The following is an 18,403-nucleotide window of genomic DNA, read 5'->3' on the forward strand; positions in this document are numbered from 1 at the left end:
CGTGCAACCGCCCGTGCAATTTGCCGGGCGGTTTCGCATTTCCGGCGAAAATTCACCTAAATTCTCGCAGCACCAGACTTGTTTTTGGCGCTAAAATCCCATAACTGACCCTAGAGCCTGCTCTGTTTAGCCTGAAGCGATTTTGGTCGTGTTTGGCAATGTTTGGCAAAGTGGTTCAAGCTAAGCAGAACAGGCCCCGGCGCCACTTTGAAGTCTATGTAAGGTTTCCACATGAAGATCGGCATTCTTGAACCCGGGTTCGCCCCGGAAGAACTTCGCGACGAGTTTAAAAGCTATCCCAAGATGTTGGAAAAACTCCTTGGCGATGTTGACCCCGGCCTTGAGTTTGAAACCTGGACCGTTCTTGAAGATGAATTCCCCGATTCCATTGCCGATGCAGATGGCTGGGTCGTCATGGGATCCAAACACGGGGTTTACGAAAACGCGCCCTGGATGATCCGTCTGCAGGACTTCCTGCGCGAAGCCGTGGGTGCCGGTCAGCCGGTATTTGGTATCTGTTTCGGCCACCAGATCCTTGCGACCGCGCTTGGCGGCAAGGTTGTCAAATCCGACAAGGGTTGGGGCGTTGGCGTCCATGCATATGACGTCGATGCCAGCAATGCAGACTGGCTGGCTGACAGCCCGTCCACCATTCGCATCAATGCGTTTCATCAGGACCAGGTCGTCGAAATTCCCGAAGGCGCAACCGTCTGGGCAAGTTCGGATTTCTGCCCCTATGCCGGTTTGCAATATGGCGCCAATGCCGCATCGATCCAGCCCCATCCTGAATTCATGCGCCCCTATGAGCAGGCCTTGCTGGAATCACGCCATGACCTGATTCCCGAAGATGTGCACAAGGCAGCAATGAAATCGCTTGAAACCCCGATCAGCAGTCCTGATTTCGCAAAATCGATTGTCAAATTCATGACCCGGCAACGGGTGCGCAACGCCGCCTGACATCCCAACCGGTCAGACAACTGAACTTCAGTCGCGGGTCGCTGTTTGATACAGCGGCCCGTTTTGTTTGGGCGGTTTTACCGGGCCTTTGGCGCGGACAGGCCGGGTCACTATTTCAGGCGGGATTACAGACATAACTTGTTTATGATTGGACTTCATACTGTCAGGGTTGTTTGGTTAAAACCGTAAACCAAAAGACCGACACAGCATTTGCAACCAGAGTTTGGGCAACCGGCGGGACACAATGATCCAGAATTTGCGATTATATTCAGGGCTGACAATGTTCGCCTATGTCCTGACCCATTTGCTTAATCATGCCGCGGGGATTGTATCGCCCGAATTCATGGAAACGGTTGATGAATTCTCGACCGAGATCTGGCAATTCCCGCCGCTTGAAATCCTGCTTTTGCTGTCGCTGATCACCCATTTCATCCTGGCGACCGGCCGCCTGACCAGTCGCCGGTCAATGCGGTTGCGCAAATCGGAATGGGCCCAGATGATCCTTGGTCTGTGCATTCCGTTTTTGCTGTTCCGTCACATTATTGCGACCCGGGTGATTGATCTGGGCTTTGATGTCGGATCACCCTATGAACGGGTGTTGCTTGATCTTGCTGTTTTCATTCCGTTTCAGGGCATCCTTCAGGCGATCACGGTTATTGTGGTCTGGACCCATGGCTGTATCGGTATTCATTTCTGGCTTCGGGTCAAACCGTTCTATCCGAAATGGCGCAACGCGCTTGGCACACTTGCCATTCTGATCCCCACACTTTCGCTTGCGGGTTATGGTGCGGCCAGTGCCGAAATCATCCGCCGGGTCGAAGAAGGCGGGCGCAAATATGTTTTTGGCGTACTCGAAGCCGCCGACGTCAATCAGGCGGCCATTACATTTTATGAAAATGCCCTGATACCCTGCACGATCCTGACCATCGCGCTGGCACTGGCGCCGTTCGGGGTGCGCCAGATCAGACAGACCATTGACCGGGTCAAGCGCGGACCGATGTTAAGCCTGCCCAACGGACGGTCAGTGCGCGTGCCACCGGGGGCCACCGCCCTTGAGGCCCTTCGCGATGCGGGCATCCCGATGGCATCGGTTTGTGGCGGGCATGGGCGATGCACCACATGTCGGCTGCATTGCGGTTCGGGACTGGATCAGCTGGCAGCACCCGGCCAGATCGAGGCCGCCGCCCTTAAAAGCATCCAGGCACCACGCGGCATGCGGCTGGCCTGTCAGATCCGTCCGCAAAACGATCTTGCGGTTGCGCCATTGATGCCCCCCAATGCCACCGCACGCGACGGGCGACGCCCCGGCGGCCTTTCGGGCAGTGAAAGACAGGTTGTCTGTATCTTTATCGACTTGCGTGATTCGACCAAACTTGGCGAACGCAAGATGCCCTATGACGTGTTGTTTATCCTGAACCAGTTTTTTGCCGAAATGACCGAGGCCCTGCGCAGTACGGGCGGCTATTACGCGCAATTTACCGGTGACGGATTGATGGCGCTTTATGGACATGAAAGCGAGGATACCGAACAAACCATCCTTCAGGCGTTTGAAGGTGCCGCCGAAATGCTGCGCCGGATCGAGGGGCTGAACATTCATCTGGCGTCGGAATTGCCCCATCAGTTGCGCATCGGGATCGGCATCCATATGGGCAAGGCAATTGTCGGGGAAATGGGCCCGCCGGGCCGCGAAAATATCAGCGCGATCGGGGACACCATCAATACCACCGCCCGGCTTGAAGCCCAGACCAAGGGGCACGGTGTACCGCTGGTGATTTCAAAGACCCTGTTTGATCATGGCCCGATTCCCTTGCCGGAAAATGCGGTTTTGCACGAAGTGGCATTGCGCGGCAAGGATCAGTCGGTGGCCTATTATGCACTTGATGCAATGCCCGATCTTTCACAGGTCAGGCGGTGACTCCTTTCTTTCCTGCCAAAGCAGCCTGTGGGCTTCCTGTGTATAAGTTTTGGCGGGGTTGACAGGGGATGCAATGCAGCAGGCAAGTCTTGACTATCGCGCATAAAATCACATTTATTCGAATAGATGGATACGTTCGGTGCCGAACTCGTCGGGTCGAACAAAATGGATGCCCGAAACGCCAAAAGCGTGGGGTCTGAAGATTAATCACACTCGCTCTGACTGAGGAGGTGCTGCAAATGTCACGAATTTCTATGTTTAACAGCCCGTTGCTTCTGGGGTTTGATCAGATCGAACGCGTTCTTGATCAGGTGTCAAAAACCAAGGCAGAAGGCTATCCGCCCTATAACATCGAGCAGATCAGTGAAAACAAACTGCGCATCACGGTCGCAGTCGCCGGATTTGCCGAAGAAGATTTGTCCGTAACCACAGAAGACAACCAGCTGATCATTCGCGGCAAACATTCCGAAGATGACAGCGAGCGTGTCTATATCCATCGTGGTATCGCGTCCCGACAGTTCCAGCGGTCCTTCGTTCTTGCCGAAGGAATCGAGGTTGTCGGAGCCCATCTGGATAACGGCCTGCTTCATGTTGATTTGAACAGACCCTTGCCAGAACCGGTCGTGCGCGAGATCGCAATCGGATCAAGCAAAAAGAAAGCTGTTCCATCGCGTACCATCGACATGAATGTCGAAGACGAAGACAGCACTGCCGACGATAATAACGGCAAGGCCTAACCAAGGAGTGGTTAACATGACAGACCGCACAGCAAACCACGATACCGAAATCAGCCAGCGCGACGCGCAGGATACCGGCCTGTTGTCGAATGTTGATTTTGCGATGCTTGGCATTCACGACTTTGCCTATGTCCGGCAGGTTCCCAATGCCGAAGAAGACAGTGACGAGCTGGTCTATGGCGTCTTTACCGCCGATGGTACCCATATCGCATCATTTGAAAGCCACGCAGTGGCCAATGCGGCCATTCGCCAGCACGATATGGAACCGCGCGCGGTTCATTAAGCCCAGACCATCAGGACCGGCTACGCATATATTCCCATTTTCCGATTTGATCGGCGCCCGGACACCCGGGTGCCGATCATTTTGTTTGAGCCGAAGCCCAAAGAGAAGGCGGGGTTTGCGCGATGCGATGATGATTGTGACTAGCGGATTTCAATGACTTCGCCCGGCACAGCCATCCTGACCTGTTCATTGCCCTGAATGATCTTGGCCATTTCTGCGCGGACATCGCGTTTGATGTGATAAAGCCAGAACCGCGCACCGGGCATGTCCGATGCCAGTTGCAGCACGGTTTCCAGATCACAATGCGCGGCATGTTGCGGATCGTGGCGGGTCAGATAGGTTTCCTGAAACACAAGATCCGCACCGGTAAACAGGGCCGCGGTATCGGCCGTGACATTGCCATCTCCGGAATAGGCAAACCCCTTATTGGCGTAGCGCAGCAAAATGGCATGGTTCTGGACACTATGATCGGAACGGGCGAATTTACAGTCAAACGGACCAATCATGTCGGTATCAAGAACCGAGTGCCAGATAATCGTAAAGGGCCAGGCCGATCCCAGTCCGGTAAATCCGAGTTCCATCAGTTTTTCAAGATGGGTGCGCAATTGCGGACTGCACAGGATATGCAGCGGTTTCGAACGACCGTCATCGCGCCAGTTCAGCATGACCGGGACCAGTCCGAAAATGTGATCGGGATGCATATGGGTAAAATAGATGGCATCAATCGCATCAGGATCGGGAAACTTGCCCATCAGATGCCCGGCGATCGTTGCGCCACAATCAATCAGCAAACGGAAATCGGCGGCGGTAACCACGACCGATGAATTTGCGAAGTTCGGGTCAAAGGCTTCGCCCACCCCCAGAACATCAATGCGCATGTAATCGCTTGTCATTGCCGTGACCGCCCCGCCTGTCTTTTCCACACAGCTTGCCAATTTCAGGCGGCTATTCTTGCGATTTTGCGCCCTGCAAAGCAAGTTGTTCCGGATTTAGCCCAATCGGCACTGGCAAATTGTCACAGAACTGCAAAGGCAGGGCACATTGGCCCTGCCTTTGATAAGGATTTGATATCAAATCGTATTTCAGTTATCGCGCCAGAACTTCGGCTGCTTCGCGGGTTTTGTAGACCGAAGAAGCCACTTCGTCGCTGGTGGCACGGATCACTTCGAGATCACGGCTGAGACCTTCGACCGTGTGGGCCATATCCCGCATATTGACGCTGACATTATCGGTAACGGCGGTCTGTTCGGCCACCGCGGAAGAAATGTTTGTCACATCGTTGCGCACGGTTTCGACCGATCCGCGAATGACTTCAAGCGCGTGGGCAACCTCGGCGGAAATTGACTGGATGCCGGTAATTTCCTGGGAGATATCCTCGGTCGCGCGCGCGGCCTGATTGGCAAGGTTTTTGACCTCGTTGGCGACCACGGCAAAGCCTTTGCCCGCTTCGCCGGCACGCGCACTTTCGATGGTGGCGTTCAATGCCAGCAGGTTGATCTGTCCGGCAATATTGCGAATGACTTCGACGATGCTGCCCATTTCATCGACCACACCTGTCATGCGCTGAGTCATTTCATTGGCGGTTTCGGTCTGATCAAAGGCGCGTTCGGTTTCCGACTGCGATTGCGACATGCTGCGCGAAATTTCGGAAATCGATGCTGCCATCTGTTCGGCACTGGCGGCGACCGTTTTGGTGAGTTCCAGGGTGTTGGCAGAAACATCAACACCGTTTGCCGTACGCTGATTAAGGTTGGCGATGTTGGTTTCAATCTCGGCAAAGTTGCCATCGATCATCTGTTTGAGGTTAAGCAGAAGTTTGGTCTGTTCGGTGATGTCGGTGGCGAACTTGATCACCTTGATCGGTTTTCCGACCGCGTCCAGAACCGGGTTGTAGCTTGCCTCGATCCAGATTTCACGACCGCCCTTGCCGACGCGCTTGAACTGGCCGGCCTGGAATTTGCCCTGATTAAGGTTCTGCCAGAAGGCCTTGTATTCGGACGATTTGCCATAGTCGCCCTCAACAAACATGGAGTGATGCTTGCCGCGGATTTCATCCATGCTGTAGCCCATCACCGTCAGGAAGTTTTCATTGGCCTTGAGAATATGCCCCTGAAGGTCAAACTCGATCACGGCCTGGGATGCGCTGATGGCTTCGAACACGCTTTGCAAAAGCGCACGTTCGTTACGGCGTTCGGTAATGTCGCTGGCAAATTTGACGATCTTGAGGACCTTGCCCTTATCATCAAAGATCGGGTTATAGGTCGATTCAAGCCACAGAAGCTGACCGTCCTTGCGTTTGCGCGGGAAGGCGCCGCTGGCAAATTCGCCCGCGCCAAGTTTTTTCCAGAACCCCTGATATTCGGCAGAGCGCACGATTTCTTCGGGCACGAACATGGAGTGATGCTGACCAACGATTTCTTCGAGCGAGTAGCCCATCACATTCTGGAAATTGTCGTTGGCCCACAGGATGTTTCCCTTTGCATCGAATTCAATGCGCGCCATCGAGCGACTCAGTGCTGCCGAGACCTGTTCCTCGGCCAATGCATGCTTGTTGTCACCTTTGAAGATACCGAAACCCACTTTACACGTCCTTCCGCTCTGCCCAGGCGCATGTCCTGGGCCCCTCTTGCCCGTCCGTTCAGACGGGCAATTCCATAGGCCACCACCTTCGTATAGTTTGCCTGCGCCCGAAGGGCGTTGAATGAGCTGTCGTAAACCCGGATTTCAATTGATAGAAATTAGCCCAAATCCGGGAAAATTTCCTGTCCCAGCACGCAAATGCATAACGACGGAGTTAGCCAGACTGTCACAAGTGCCACGAGAACAACTTGGATACCACACACATACGTATTTGATTATCTAAGATTTGTTGCACGTTTGTTGCGCGTTTGTATGCAGATAATGCCCCATATCGCTGTCAAAAACTCTCTGGCGTCTGATACGCACGGTTTTTACCATCAGATCAAAATGAACAACCATTCATTGTGGGAATAATTGATCAAGGAAATCATATATATACGACAGGATAGCTCAACACAATTTTTTCGTAAAATGGTTTCCCGGCCGACCCGCAAGGCCCCGGATCAGGCAGGCCATTTCACGATATAGCGCGTCAGATCCGGATGGGCGTCATCTTCGGAAATCACCATTCCGCGTACCGACATGCCTGCCATAAATGTAGACTCCCGATTGCCGGTTACAAGAGGATGCCAGTCAGGCAATCCTTTTCCTTCTGACAGCAGACGATAGGCACAGGTCGATGGCATCCAGTTCAGGGTATCGACATTTTCCCTGGAAAGCTGGACACAATCAGGGACATGCACGGTGCGGTTGGGATAGTCCTTGCACTGGCAGGTTTCGCAATCGAGCAGACGACAGGCAACCGACGTGTAATAGACAAAATCGTCGTCTTCATCCTGCAACTTGTGCAAGCAGCATTTGCCACAGCCATCGCACAGGGCTTCCCATTCCTCGCGCGACATTTCGGCAAGTTTTTTGGTTTCCCAATAGGGCTGTGACGGAAATGTGCCGGTATCGTTGTCGGTCATGGGTTCTCTCATGCGGGCGGTCTTATTTGTGCGGTTATGTGCGGGACCATTGATAATACAGTGTAATACAGCCCGCTGCATTCCGCGAACTCACGATATCGGCGCAAATATTCAACTCTTGGCGATCATATGGAAGAACGATCCGAATACCCGCCCGGAAACAAGACCGGCCGGACCAAGATCGGTCCCCAGTGCATTGGTCATACGGCAAAACGGAATCCCGTCTTCCGACAATGTCGTGGCATAGTGAAATTCATGACCGCGCACCGTCATTCCGGCCGGGCCGAACGGGGTCGGAATGCCGATCTTGGCTTCGCGATATCCAAGATGCAAACGTCGGGAGGCAAAGCTGGTTGCCAGTGGCAAAATACCCAGCATTTCATGATGTGTGCCACCGGCATCAATCAGTTCGGTGCCAAGCGTCATATAGCCACCGCATTCGCCATAGATCACAACATCACGGGCCGCGGCATCGCGCAGTGACGATTTGAACCGATCAGCCGCAGCAAGGGTCGCCGCATACAGTTCCGGATAACCGCCGGGCAGATAAATCGCATCACATGCGGGGTCCGGGGCCTCGTTGGCAAGCGGGGAGAAAAAGCTGATTTCCGCCCCCGCTGCACGCCATCCATCCAGAATATGCGCATAGCAAAAGGCAAATGCCGCGTCACGGGCGACGGCAATTTTTTGGCCGAGCGGCGCGATCAGTGGTGGGGTCAGTGGCGGGCTCAGCGTTGGGGTCTGGACCGTAGTCTCGCCATGTTCACCACCATCCTGTTTCCCTGCCGCCAATACGGCAAGGGCATCAAGATCGATGTCTTCTGCGATAATGTCAGCAGCACGGTCAAGGAATGCGTCAAGTTCGGGATGTTCACCGGCCTGAACCAGTCCGAGATGGCGTTCGGGCAAGCTCAGATCATCGGATCTGCGCACCGCACCGATGATCGGAAGGTCCGGCAGATATTTGGCGCAGGCGTCCCTGATCATTTTGGCATGGCGCGGACTGCCGACGCGATTAAGGATCACGGCGGCAACAGTGATATCCTCGCGGAAATTGGCAAATCCCGAAATCAGCGCCGCCGCAGAGGCCGACTGCCCCTTTACATCAACCACCAGCACCACCGGCCAGCCGGTCTGGGCTGCAAGATCGGCGGTTGATCCATCGCCGTTGGCCGCCCCGTCAAACAGGCCCATGACCCCTTCGCACATCAGAAATGATTTTCCTGCCGCATGCTCGGCGGCAAGGGAGGCGATCTGATCGGGGGTCATCGCCCAGGGGTCAAGATTGATACAGCGATCGCCACAAGCCGCAGCCTGAAAAGCCGGATCGATATAGTCCGGACCGGTTTTTGCCGCCGCAACAGATTGTCCCCGGCGGGTCAGCGCGCGCAACATCGCCAGCGTCACAACCGTTTTGCCGCTGTTTGACGACGGGGCGGCAATCAGGATGCCCGGAACGGGGTCTTGCATTTGGTGGTTCTCCGGCACGGATCGGGGCCGGTCTGGGCCCCGTGATCATTGGGTAACAGGGTGGCGACAATAGTCCACCCCGCCCAGCAATCATAGCCTTCCGGAAAGATCAGCCGTTCTTTTTAACCGCTTCGGCAATGCCCTTGGCCATGTCTTCGGGGGATGTGCCGTAATTGAAGTGGCGAATGAACTGCCCGTTGCGGTCCATCAGATAGACAAAGGAGGAATGATCCATCAAATAGGCATCGGTATCTTGCGGCTCGCCTTCGGGGATGGCTTTGGCGTAATAGACACGGAAGGTCTTGGCAGCCGCCGATGTCTGCGCCACGGTGCCGGTAAGTCCGACCATGCGTTCATGGAAATTGGGGACATAGGCCTTTATGGCCTCGACCGTGTCACGTTCGGGGTCAACGGTGAAGAAGACCGGTGTGACTTCGTTCGCAAGATCGTCCGGCATCAGATCAAGAGCATTGCCCATGACCTGCAATTCGGTCGGGCAGACATCCGGGCAATAGGTATAGCCGAAATAGATCAGCATATATTTTCCGGCGAAGTCTTTTTCCGTGACCGTCTTGCCGTCCTGATTGACAAGTTCGAACGACCCGCCGATCGATGCGGCACCCGATGACTGGGTTTCTGTGCCCATCATCATCAGCCGATAGGTCAGACCGATCCCCAGAACCAGTGCAATCGCCAGAATTGCCAGAAGCGTCTTTTTGCTCACGCGCCCTACCTCTTTTATCGTCGACCGATCCCGATTGGCCGATCTTTAAGCATTCCAAACTGTCCGGGCACTATAAATGCCCTGTTCAATCCTGCAAGGGCAGCGACTGTGGGAAAGCTCACACCCCGGTGCAAAACCATATAAACCCGATGAATTTCGCCCCAACCGCAGATGGCCGGAAATCGGGCAGGCATGGTCAAACCACCGCCTGTGCCGCCAGGGCAAACAGGATCAATCCATTGATAATCATCAAGCCACGCCCGACCGGCACCATCAGGCCGCGAAAACGCCGCGCGGCATATTGCCCGACAAAGCCGGTCACAAACAGCATCGGCACCGTGCCCATCCCGAAGACCAGCATCACCACCGCCCCGTTCAATGCGACACCGGTGGCCGCAGCCAGAACAAGGGCACCATAAACCAGCCCGCAGGGAATGAAGCCCAGCATCACGCCAAGGGCATATCCGCGAAACCCGAAAGGTGCGGCAAAAAGCGGACGCAAACGGTCACCAAAAACCCGGTTCCACCACCGGCTGTCCCCCGTCGTCGGCAATAGCCCGCCCAGATGCGGTAAAAGGCCCATGATCCCGAAAATCAGGAAAAACACCCCGGCCAGCACCAGCAAGACCGGACCGATCCACCAGATGCTGGTCAATGCCGTGATGCCATCGGCAAAGAACCCGGCCAAGCCACCCAACAGGCAATAGGTGGTCAATCGCCCAAACTGATAGGGCAATAACGCCGCCCCGGTCAGACGGTGCAATTCGGTCATCTTGTCGACCGGCAGCTGTTCCATCCGGCTGGTGACCTGTGAAATCACGAACGGCCCGCACATGCCGACACAATGGGTAACACTACCCACCAAACCTGCGATCAGGGCAGACAAAATCACCCCGCCATCATCGCGCAGGATTTCAGCACATTGTGCCCAGCCGCTTTCAAGGATGCGGATCAATACCTGTTGTTCGTCCATGATCCATCCGGGTCAAATCGATTGGCGCGATTGTGACAAGCACGGGGCTTACGGACAACGATATATATCAATCCATTGGAACGGATTTAATCTGTGCCTTACCCCTGATCCTTAAGCGGATCGGACGGGGTCGAGATCAGTTCAAGCACCTGTTCAAACGGGACATTGCGCACCGATTTGACATCATCCTGGGGCGATAGCCAGTTCAGACGATCACGCAACCCGACCACCTTGCCAAGAATACAGACCGCCGGCGGTTCAACGCCGGCACGTTCGACATCATCGGCGGCCTTTTCAAGGGTGGTGATCAAAATGCCCTGATCGGGTGTGGTTGCCTGATTGATTACGGCCAACGGTTCATCCCCCGACCGGCCATTGGTCATCAGTTCGGCAGAAATCCGGCGCAGATGTTTCATCGCCATATACATCACAAGGACCGGTGCACCCTTGGCCAGGGCCGCCCAGTTGATATTGTCCGGCACATCGCCGCTTGATCCGTGGCCGGTGACAAAGGTGACCGACGAATTGCAGTCGCGATGGGTGGTCGGAATACCGGCATAGGCCGCCCCGGCGATCCCGGCAGTAATGCCAGGCACCACACGGAAAGGCACATTGTGATCCACAAGGGTCATGCCTTCTTCGCCGCCACGGCCAAACACGAACGGATCGCCGCCCTTAAGACGCAGAACACGCAAACCCTGTTTGGCCAGTTCGACCAGTTGCAATGAAATATCGGTCTGTTTTGAGGACGGACGACCGCCGCGCTTGCCGGCATAGATGCGTTTGGCATCAGCCCGCAAAAGATTGAGAATCCGTTCATCAACCAGGGCATCATACACAACGACATCGGCCTGTTGCATGGCGTTAACCGCATGAAGCGTCAGCAAGCCCGGATCCCCCGGACCCGCACCAACCAGCCATACCCAACCCGGTTCAAATACCGGAAAATCAAGACCAAGAGCCGTCATTATATCATACTTCTGTGCATTGGAATCTGGCCCATCTGTGCAGGACCACTTTGAGAGAATATGTTAAACAGCAATCAAACGATACGTCCAACTTATTTCCGTAATTTTGTCGTATTAATTTTTAAACAACATTAATATTAATGTTTAATTGAATATCCCGTTGCGGCATTGCCCGCACCGATCCATACCGGGATCAGTAGTGAGATTGACAGGAAAAATCAACGTATGGCCAGAAAACCGGACGGACCGCTGCGCAAGGGATGGACAACGGGGGCCTGTGCCACCGCTGCGACCCGTGCTGCATGGCAGGCTTTGCTGTCCGGGGATTTTCCCGATCCGGTGACCATTACCCTGCCGCGCGGGGAAACGCCGTCCTTTGCACTGGTCAAGGCCGAACGCGGAACGGGATGGGCGCGGGCCAGCGTGATCAAGGATGCCGGCGATGATCCGGACGTGACCCATGGCGCGGAAATCATCGCAACCGTCCGCCATGGCACACCGGGAAGCGGCATTACATTTCACGCCGGTGACGGGGTTGGCACCGTTACCAAACCGGGTTTGCCATTGCCGCCCGGCGAAGCTGCAATCAATCCCAAACCGCGCGAAATGATGATCGGCCAGATCACCGAACTGTGCGAAACGTTCGGGGCAACCGGTGATGTGGAAATCGAAATTTCGATCCCGGGGGGCAAAGAAATTGCCATCAAAACCTGGAATGGCCGGTTGGGCATTGTCGGTGGTTTATCGGTTCTTGGCACCACGGGGATCGTGATCCCGTTCAGTTGTTCGGCGTGGATTCATTCCATTCATCGCGGGATCGATGTGGCCCGTGCCACCGGGCGCATCCATGTTGCCGGGGCGACCGGCAAAACATCGGAGGCCGCCATTCGCACATTTTACGATCTTCCCGAAGAAGCCATTCTTGATATGGGCGACTTTGTCGGCGGGATGCTGAAATATCTGCGCAAGAACCCGGTCGCGTTCATCAGCATTGCCGGCGGCTTTGCCAAGCTGGTCAAACTGGCGCAAGGCCATCTTGACCTTCATAGCAGCCGATCCCAGGTCGATTTTGCCAAACTTGCAGAGACGGTCGGGCTTGCCGGGGGGGACGGTGACCTTCAGGAACAGGTGAAAACCGCCAATACGGCCAAACAGGTGCTGGAACTTTGTCAGGCGGCAAACGTTAATATTGCCAGGACCATTGCGCGTCTGGCCTGTGAGTCCGCGCGCGCCACCCTTGATGGCGCCGGTGCGGTCGAAATTGTCGTTACCGATCGCGACGGGATGATTATTGCCCGTCACGGCATTGGTGACTTTGACCAGTTCAGGCCCAAAATAACCAATTGATCCATCCCATGGACCGATCAAAAGAGAATAAGGTACTTGCCCATGTCGCTTTCCCGCCCTGCCAAACGCCCGAAACATATCCTTATTTTTGGGGGCACCGGGGACGCCAACCGCATTGCCGAAGACCTGATGCATGAATTCGGGCGTGATATCCGGTTGCAGCTTTCGCTGGCCGGACGCACCAGCGCGCCAAGCCTTCCGGACGGTGTACCGGTACGGATTGGCGGATTTGGCGGGCCCGAAGGCATCATTTCCTATATCAGAAGTGAACAGATCGATCTGGTGATCGATGCAACCCACCCCTATGCCATCGAAATTTCCGGCAATGTCGCACAAGCCTGTCAGGCGGTTGCCATGCCCTGCATTCAATATTACCGGCCGGGTTGGAAAAAAACCGATCGCGACAACTGGATCGAGGTCCGCTCGATCGAGGAAGCGGCACGTATTCTTCCCCAACACGGGACACGCGCGCTGATTGCCTGTGGGGCCAAAAACCTGCATGCGTTCGAAGGACTTGAAAAAACGTGGCTTTTGGTGCGCACCGTTGATGCACCGCGCGATCCGTTTGATCTGGCCTATGGGGAATGGCTGTTTGCCCGTGGCCCGTTCAGTATTGAAAGCGAAACCGAACTTCTTGAACGTCACGATATCGATGTGATCGTTTGCAAAAACAGCGGCGGCGACGCAACCTTTGCCAAGATCGAGGCTGCCCGCAATCTCGGTTTACCGGTCATCATGATTGAACGACCGGGTGCCGAACCGGTAACGCAAGCAACAAGTCGCGAAATTATACTCGAGAGCGTCCAAAAGTTTCTCGATAAATAATAATTTCGCAATATTGCAACGCAAACACCGCTGGACCATTAGTGACTTTGATTCAATAATGCCCGAAAGACGGCAACAAGCCGTCAGGGGCCGAATTCCGACTTAAAACGGGTTCTGACCTCGTATAACCAGAACAATCCATAGAGTGGGAATATCATGACCGGCAAAGTTGGTTTGCGCGGTAGGTTAATGGCGGCGATTGTCCCCATTGCCTTACTTGCTGTTTGTGCCGCCGCACTGGCGGTTTTTTCTTTTCGAATGACGGAATCCCAGCAGCGGATCGTCACAGCCCAGGCAATTCCCGCACTTGTCAGCGGTCAGGAACTTTATGTCAGCAGTGACGCGATCATCCAGATTGCCCGCGCGGTTGCCAGCGCAACCAATCTTGACGAGGTCGCCGCTGCCACCGCGACACTTGATGCAGTTGAAAACCAGATGAATGATCGCATTGCGGGTCTGGCCGCACTTGGCGTTGATGGCACGATCCTTCAGCAGTTTTCCGAACAGACCGGGCATATGATCGTCAATATCCGTCGCCTTGAAGAAACCATGGGATCGGTATTTGCCAATCGCGACGAATTGAACGCGCTGCTCGACGAAGTCATCCGTGCAGCAAACGCCATTGAAGTCAGTTCGCGTGAATTGTCGACCAATGCGAATATGGCCCTGACCAACAATGCCGGCGAACTTTACAGCCTGGTTGGCAAGGAAGACAAAGAAGGCGAAATTTTCGATCTGCTTGATCAGCTGATTGACGAAGATGCCCTGACCGCACAAAGCATGTCCGAATTAAGGGCATTGGCGCTCAAAATCCCGGATCTGGCGCGTATTGCAAGTTCGGCGACCGATATTGACGGGCTTGACCGGGTCAAGTTCTGGTCCAATCCGATCATCACCCAGATGTCAGCCAGCATCGCCGAAATTCCGGTCGAGGACCTTAAGACCAAGTCGGAAGAAAGTTTTGAAATTCTGGCTGCCGGTCTTGATCCCAATGGGGATACCAACCTGTTTGCATTGCGCCAACGGGCCCTTGAGCAACAGGTTGCCCTGAACGATTTGCTGGCAGAAACCACAACGATTGCCAATGGCATCGGACAGACAGCCGACGAACTTCTGGCTGAAATGCGCACCAAGATCGATGTCGCCAATGCCGATGTCAGCAAAACCATCACGGTTGCTGAAACCGTGATGCTGGCGGTTGCCGCCGCGGCAATCATTATTTCGATCCTGATTGTCTGGCTGTATGTGCAGCGCAACCTTCTGGCCCGCCTGATCGGTCTGAACAGGGCGATGGACCGTCTGACCAATGGCGATCTGCGCACGCCGGTTGCCGACAAGGGCAGCGATGAAATTGCCGCCATGGCGCGCGCGGTTGAAACCTTCCGCGAAAACGCGCTTGAGGCCGAAGAACTGCGGGCCCAGAACAAAGCCAACGAAGAACGCGCCGAACAGAAACGCCGCGCGGCACTTCTGGAAATGGCCGACGGGTTTGAAAGTTCGGTCAATGGCCTTGTCACCGATCTGCTGAGCCAGATCACTGAAATGCGTAACGCGGTTGACCATATGGCATCGAATGCCGGTGAAAACGTTGCACGGGCTACGGACGTCAGCAGCGCATCACACAATGCGTCGGCAAATGTCAGTTCGGTCTCGTCCGCGACCGAGGAACTGTCTGCGTCGATCGCCGAAATCGAACGTCAGGTCAGCAAGGCCGAAGAAGTTTCACGTTCTGCCGTTGAAGAAGCCCGTCGTTCGGATGTTACCGTGCGCCAGCTCTCGGACACGGCTGAAAAAATCGGCGAGGTGATTGACCTGATCAATACCATCGCCGACCAGACCAACCTTCTGGCCCTTAACGCAACGATTGAGGCCGCCCGTGCCGGTGATGCCGGCAAAGGCTTTGCTGTTGTCGCCAATGAGGTCAAAAACCTTGCGACCCAGACCCAGCGTGCGACCGAGGATATCAGCCGTCAGATCGATGAAATGCGCACGGTTAGCGCATCCGCCGTCGAGATGATTTCAGCCATTGCCGACACGATTGGCGAGGTCGATGCGATTTCAAGTTCGATCGCAGCTGCCATGCGCCAGCAGGGATCAGCCACCGCCGAGATCGCCAACGGTTCCGAAGAAGCCGCACGCGGCGTGCGCGATGTTTCCGAAAACATGACCGAAGTATCGCGCTCGGCCGAAGCCGTCCGGAACCTGTCGGGGAATGCACGCAGCACGGCCGAAGAGCTTCTGACCAAGGCCCAGCGCCTTCAGGACGAAGCAAACGGCTTTGTCGCCCGCGTTCGCGCCGGCTAGTCCGTTCTGCCCCGATACCGGGTTTCGATCCGATGAAACAAATAAAACCCCGCCAGAAATCTGGCGGGGTTTTCGATTATTGATCCGGTTTTGATCCGGGTCTGTCATCGTCATGCGGTTCCGGATCGCTGATCCCGGATCCTGCGTCGACGCTGCGTCCTAGACGAAGCGACGGAATTCGCCGGATTTGCGCGGCGGGCAGAACCGTTTCAGATAGGACGGTGCCACGGCCTCAAGACTGTTGGGGGTAATTCCCAATTCGGCAAATCCGGCCGCACCTTCGGAGACGACATTATCGACCTTGAGCAGCCGTACCTGATCAGGGGTGATCGGCGGGACTGGCAGGAATTGCAGGAAGAATGCCTTGATCGATGCCAGCCAGAACGGCACGGGCATCAGGATCGCGCGCTGACGGGTGATGCGCAACATGTCGCGCAGAAGACCCATAAAGGAATAGGTTTCCGGCCCGCCCAGTTCAAAGGTCTTGCCCGCAAGGCTTGCATCGCAGACAGCAGCAACAAAGGCATCCGCCACATCGCCAACGTAAACCGGCTGGAATTTCGGACCACCATCACCAAGAATATCAACCTTGCCTTCGCCAAGGTCGACCTTCGGCAGGCCCGGCGCACCGATCACCGGCAGAACCGGCGAGAACCGCGCCATGGTCGCGAATTTGTTCAGGAAATTGTCATTCGGGCCAAAGATCACCGACGGACGTAAGATCACGGCAGTCGGGAAAACTTCGCGCACCGCATTTTCGCCGGCCAGCTTCGAGGTCGCGTAATTGGCCGAGCTGTTCTTATCAACGCCCAGGGCCGACATATGCACAAAGGTTTTAACGCCGCATGCCTTGGCTTCTTCGGCGATGCGCTTGGCCGCCTTGACGTGAATGTTCAGGAAGTTGCTGCTGCCGCGTTCATAAAGAATGCCCAAAAGGTTGATCACGGCTTCTGATCCGTCAATCGCGCCCTTGATGCTGTCTTCGTTGCGGACATCGCAATGAACAGGAACGACTTGCCCCAGATAGCCCATCGGTTTGAGCTTTTTGACCCGCTCGAAACTTCTGGTCGGAACACGAACGATAAAGTCACGTTCAAGCAGACGTTTGACGATATGACGTCCAACAAATCCGGTGCCGCCAAAGACGGTTACGATACGACGTTCCATGCTTGCTCTCTCCTTGCCGGTGACACCAGGTCCGGGATTTTCAGGGACTTGCGGGTGCCAACTGCCGTGACGACCGGTTCAGCAGACCGGTCCGATCCGAATACGATCCTGTGGACAATCATATGGTGCCCATCGCGAAGACGATATGATTGTCCGCAGGCACTTGGGTTATATACGACCCTTAATCCGCGTCAACAATGCGGTTTTGTTAAACAATTTCCTGCTCGGCGTCGATTTTGGCCAATATTCCGTCCAAAAGAGCCATCAGACCCGCCCGGTAATCCGGATAGCGCAACGTAACTCCCAATTCGTCCTTGATCCGTGCATTGGAGACACGTTTGTTATCTTCATAAAAGCTTGCAGCCATCGGGCTGAGCTTTGCGGTGGCAAAGTCTTCTTCGGCCGGGGGATCAACACCCAGCAACCCGCAAGCATAGGCAATTACATCCTGTGGCGGGGCGGCATCGTCATCGCACACATTGTAAACAGCGCCACAATCGGGCTTTCTGATTGATGCCAGAACTGTCTGGGCGATGTCTTCGACATGGATGCGTGAAAAGACCTGACCGGGTTTGACGATCCGGCGTGCGCGGCCCGATCGCACTGTTTCAAGTGCATTGCGCCCCGGTCCGTATATGCCCGCCAGCCGGAAGCTGTGCACACAAAGACCGTGCCGACGCCCCAGATCAAACCATGCCTTTTCCGCAGCAACCCGGCGGCGGCCGCGCTTGCCACTTGGCAAAAGGTCGTCTTCTTCGGTGACTTCGCCGCCGTTGCGATCGCCATAAACGCCGGTGGTCGACAAATAGCCGATCCATGTGCCTTCGGGCAGGGCGGCAAGATCGGCGCCATGATGACGGATCACCGGGTCACCATCCCCGCCGGGCGGGGCCGAAACCAGAACATGCGTAACACCGTCCAGTGCCGATCTGATATCGTCAACGGGCTGATCATCCCCAAAAACAAATGGCTCGATCCCCTGGGTTGCAAGCAATCTTGCCTTATCGGCACTGCGCGTGGTTCCGGCAATTTTCCAGCCATCTTCGCGCAATTGATCCGCCACAAGACGTGCGGAAAAACCCAGTCCGAAACAAAACAGCTTATTGGTCATCAAGGCACCTGTATTTGATGGGTGATCGTCCCTGTGCGCACAGTAGCGATGCCAGGCCTGCTGTTCAAAACCTT

The 18,403-nt window shown here is 55.3% G+C and carries 16 protein-coding genes; 7 read left to right on the forward strand and 9 right to left on the reverse strand.

The annotated features are described in order from the left end of the window. Positions 1-231: 231 nt before the first annotated feature. The 4 genes from M9H61_RS13350 (at position 232) to M9H61_RS13365 (ending at position 3,892) form a co-directional block, all read left to right on the forward strand. A complete protein-coding gene (locus tag M9H61_RS13350; RefSeq protein ID WP_114112213.1) occupies positions 232-957 on the forward strand; it encodes a gamma-glutamyl-gamma-aminobutyrate hydrolase family protein in 726 nt (241 codons plus the stop codon). A 280-nt stretch (positions 958-1,237) separates the two neighbouring features. Continuing rightward, the gene (locus M9H61_RS13355; RefSeq protein ID WP_228194977.1) at positions 1,238-2,872 is read left to right on the forward strand and encodes an adenylate/guanylate cyclase domain-containing protein; all 1,635 of its coding nucleotides are present in this window, start codon (positions 1,238-1,240) and stop codon (positions 2,870-2,872) included. A 239-nt stretch (positions 2,873-3,111) separates the two neighbouring features. Beyond that, positions 3,112-3,609: an Hsp20 family protein gene (locus M9H61_RS13360; RefSeq protein WP_250280955.1), complete on the forward strand. Its 498-nt coding sequence runs from the start codon at positions 3,112-3,114 to the stop codon at positions 3,607-3,609. Between the two features lie 16 nt (positions 3,610-3,625). Beyond that, the gene (locus M9H61_RS13365) at positions 3,626-3,892 is read left to right on the forward strand and encodes a DUF1150 family protein (RefSeq protein ID WP_101246824.1); all 267 of its coding nucleotides are present in this window, start codon (positions 3,626-3,628) and stop codon (positions 3,890-3,892) included. A gap of 140 nt (positions 3,893-4,032) precedes the next feature. On the opposite strand, the gene M9H61_RS13370 is transcribed toward M9H61_RS13365, so the two are convergent. From M9H61_RS13370 to cobA, 7 genes are all read right to left on the reverse strand, one after another. Continuing rightward, positions 4,033-4,785, reverse strand: a complete 753-nt coding sequence (locus tag M9H61_RS13370; RefSeq protein ID WP_250280957.1) for an MBL fold metallo-hydrolase — start codon at positions 4,783-4,785, stop codon at positions 4,033-4,035. Positions 4,786-4,978: 193 nt separating this feature from the next. Beyond that, on the reverse strand, positions 4,979-6,472 hold the full coding sequence (locus M9H61_RS13375) for a PAS domain-containing methyl-accepting chemotaxis protein (protein WP_101246823.1): 1,494 nt from the start codon (positions 6,470-6,472) through the stop codon (positions 4,979-4,981). A 503-nt stretch (positions 6,473-6,975) separates the two neighbouring features. Then, on the reverse strand, positions 6,976-7,440 hold the full coding sequence (locus tag M9H61_RS13380; RefSeq protein ID WP_250280959.1) for a YcgN family cysteine cluster protein: 465 nt from the start codon (positions 7,438-7,440) through the stop codon (positions 6,976-6,978). 111 nt (positions 7,441-7,551) lie between these two features. Beyond that, positions 7,552-8,910: a cobyrinate a,c-diamide synthase gene (locus M9H61_RS13385; RefSeq protein ID WP_250280961.1), complete on the reverse strand. Its 1,359-nt coding sequence runs from the start codon at positions 8,908-8,910 to the stop codon at positions 7,552-7,554. Between the two features lie 109 nt (positions 8,911-9,019). After that, a complete protein-coding gene (locus M9H61_RS13390; protein ID WP_250280963.1) occupies positions 9,020-9,634 on the reverse strand; it encodes an SCO family protein in 615 nt (204 codons plus the stop codon). A 196-nt stretch (positions 9,635-9,830) separates the two neighbouring features. Further along, entirely contained in the window at positions 9,831-10,607 is a 777-nt protein-coding gene (locus M9H61_RS13395; RefSeq protein WP_250280965.1) for a sulfite exporter TauE/SafE family protein, read from the reverse strand. 98 nt (positions 10,608-10,705) lie between these two features. Beyond that, positions 10,706-11,575 carry a uroporphyrinogen-III C-methyltransferase gene (gene cobA / locus M9H61_RS13400; RefSeq protein WP_101246818.1) on the reverse strand — a complete coding sequence of 290 codons (870 nt, stop codon included), beginning with the start codon at positions 11,573-11,575 and terminating at the stop codon, positions 10,706-10,708. Between the two features lie 225 nt (positions 11,576-11,800). On the opposite strand from cobA, the gene M9H61_RS13405 reads away from it, so the two are divergent. The 3 genes from M9H61_RS13405 to M9H61_RS13415 all read left to right on the forward strand — a co-directional run bounded on the left by M9H61_RS13405 (position 11,801) and on the right by M9H61_RS13415 (position 16,051). Beyond that, the gene (locus tag M9H61_RS13405; protein ID WP_250280967.1) at positions 11,801-12,922 is read left to right on the forward strand and encodes a cobalt-precorrin-5B (C(1))-methyltransferase; all 1,122 of its coding nucleotides are present in this window, start codon (positions 11,801-11,803) and stop codon (positions 12,920-12,922) included. A 42-nt stretch (positions 12,923-12,964) separates the two neighbouring features. Continuing rightward, positions 12,965-13,747, forward strand: a complete 783-nt coding sequence (locus M9H61_RS13410) for a cobalt-precorrin-6A reductase (protein WP_114112204.1) — start codon at positions 12,965-12,967, stop codon at positions 13,745-13,747. Between the two features lie 258 nt (positions 13,748-14,005). Next, positions 14,006-16,051: a methyl-accepting chemotaxis protein gene (locus M9H61_RS13415; protein ID WP_250280969.1), complete on the forward strand. Its 2,046-nt coding sequence runs from the start codon at positions 14,006-14,008 to the stop codon at positions 16,049-16,051. Positions 16,052-16,210: 159 nt separating this feature from the next. On the opposite strand, the gene M9H61_RS13420 is transcribed toward M9H61_RS13415, so the two are convergent. Then, a complete protein-coding gene (locus M9H61_RS13420) occupies positions 16,211-17,218 on the reverse strand; it encodes a complex I NDUFA9 subunit family protein (RefSeq protein ID WP_250280971.1) in 1,008 nt (335 codons plus the stop codon). 208 nt (positions 17,219-17,426) lie between these two features. After that, positions 17,427-18,329 (reverse strand): SDR family oxidoreductase, encoded by a 903-nt coding sequence (locus tag M9H61_RS13425; protein WP_250280974.1) that lies wholly within the window; start codon positions 18,327-18,329, stop codon positions 17,427-17,429. Positions 18,330-18,403 lie beyond the last annotated feature (74 nt).

Origin of the sequence: Thalassospira sp. GO-4 (assembly GCF_023588965.1) — a bacterium.
Lineage (GTDB): Bacteria > Pseudomonadota > Alphaproteobacteria > Rhodospirillales > Thalassospiraceae > Thalassospira > Thalassospira povalilytica.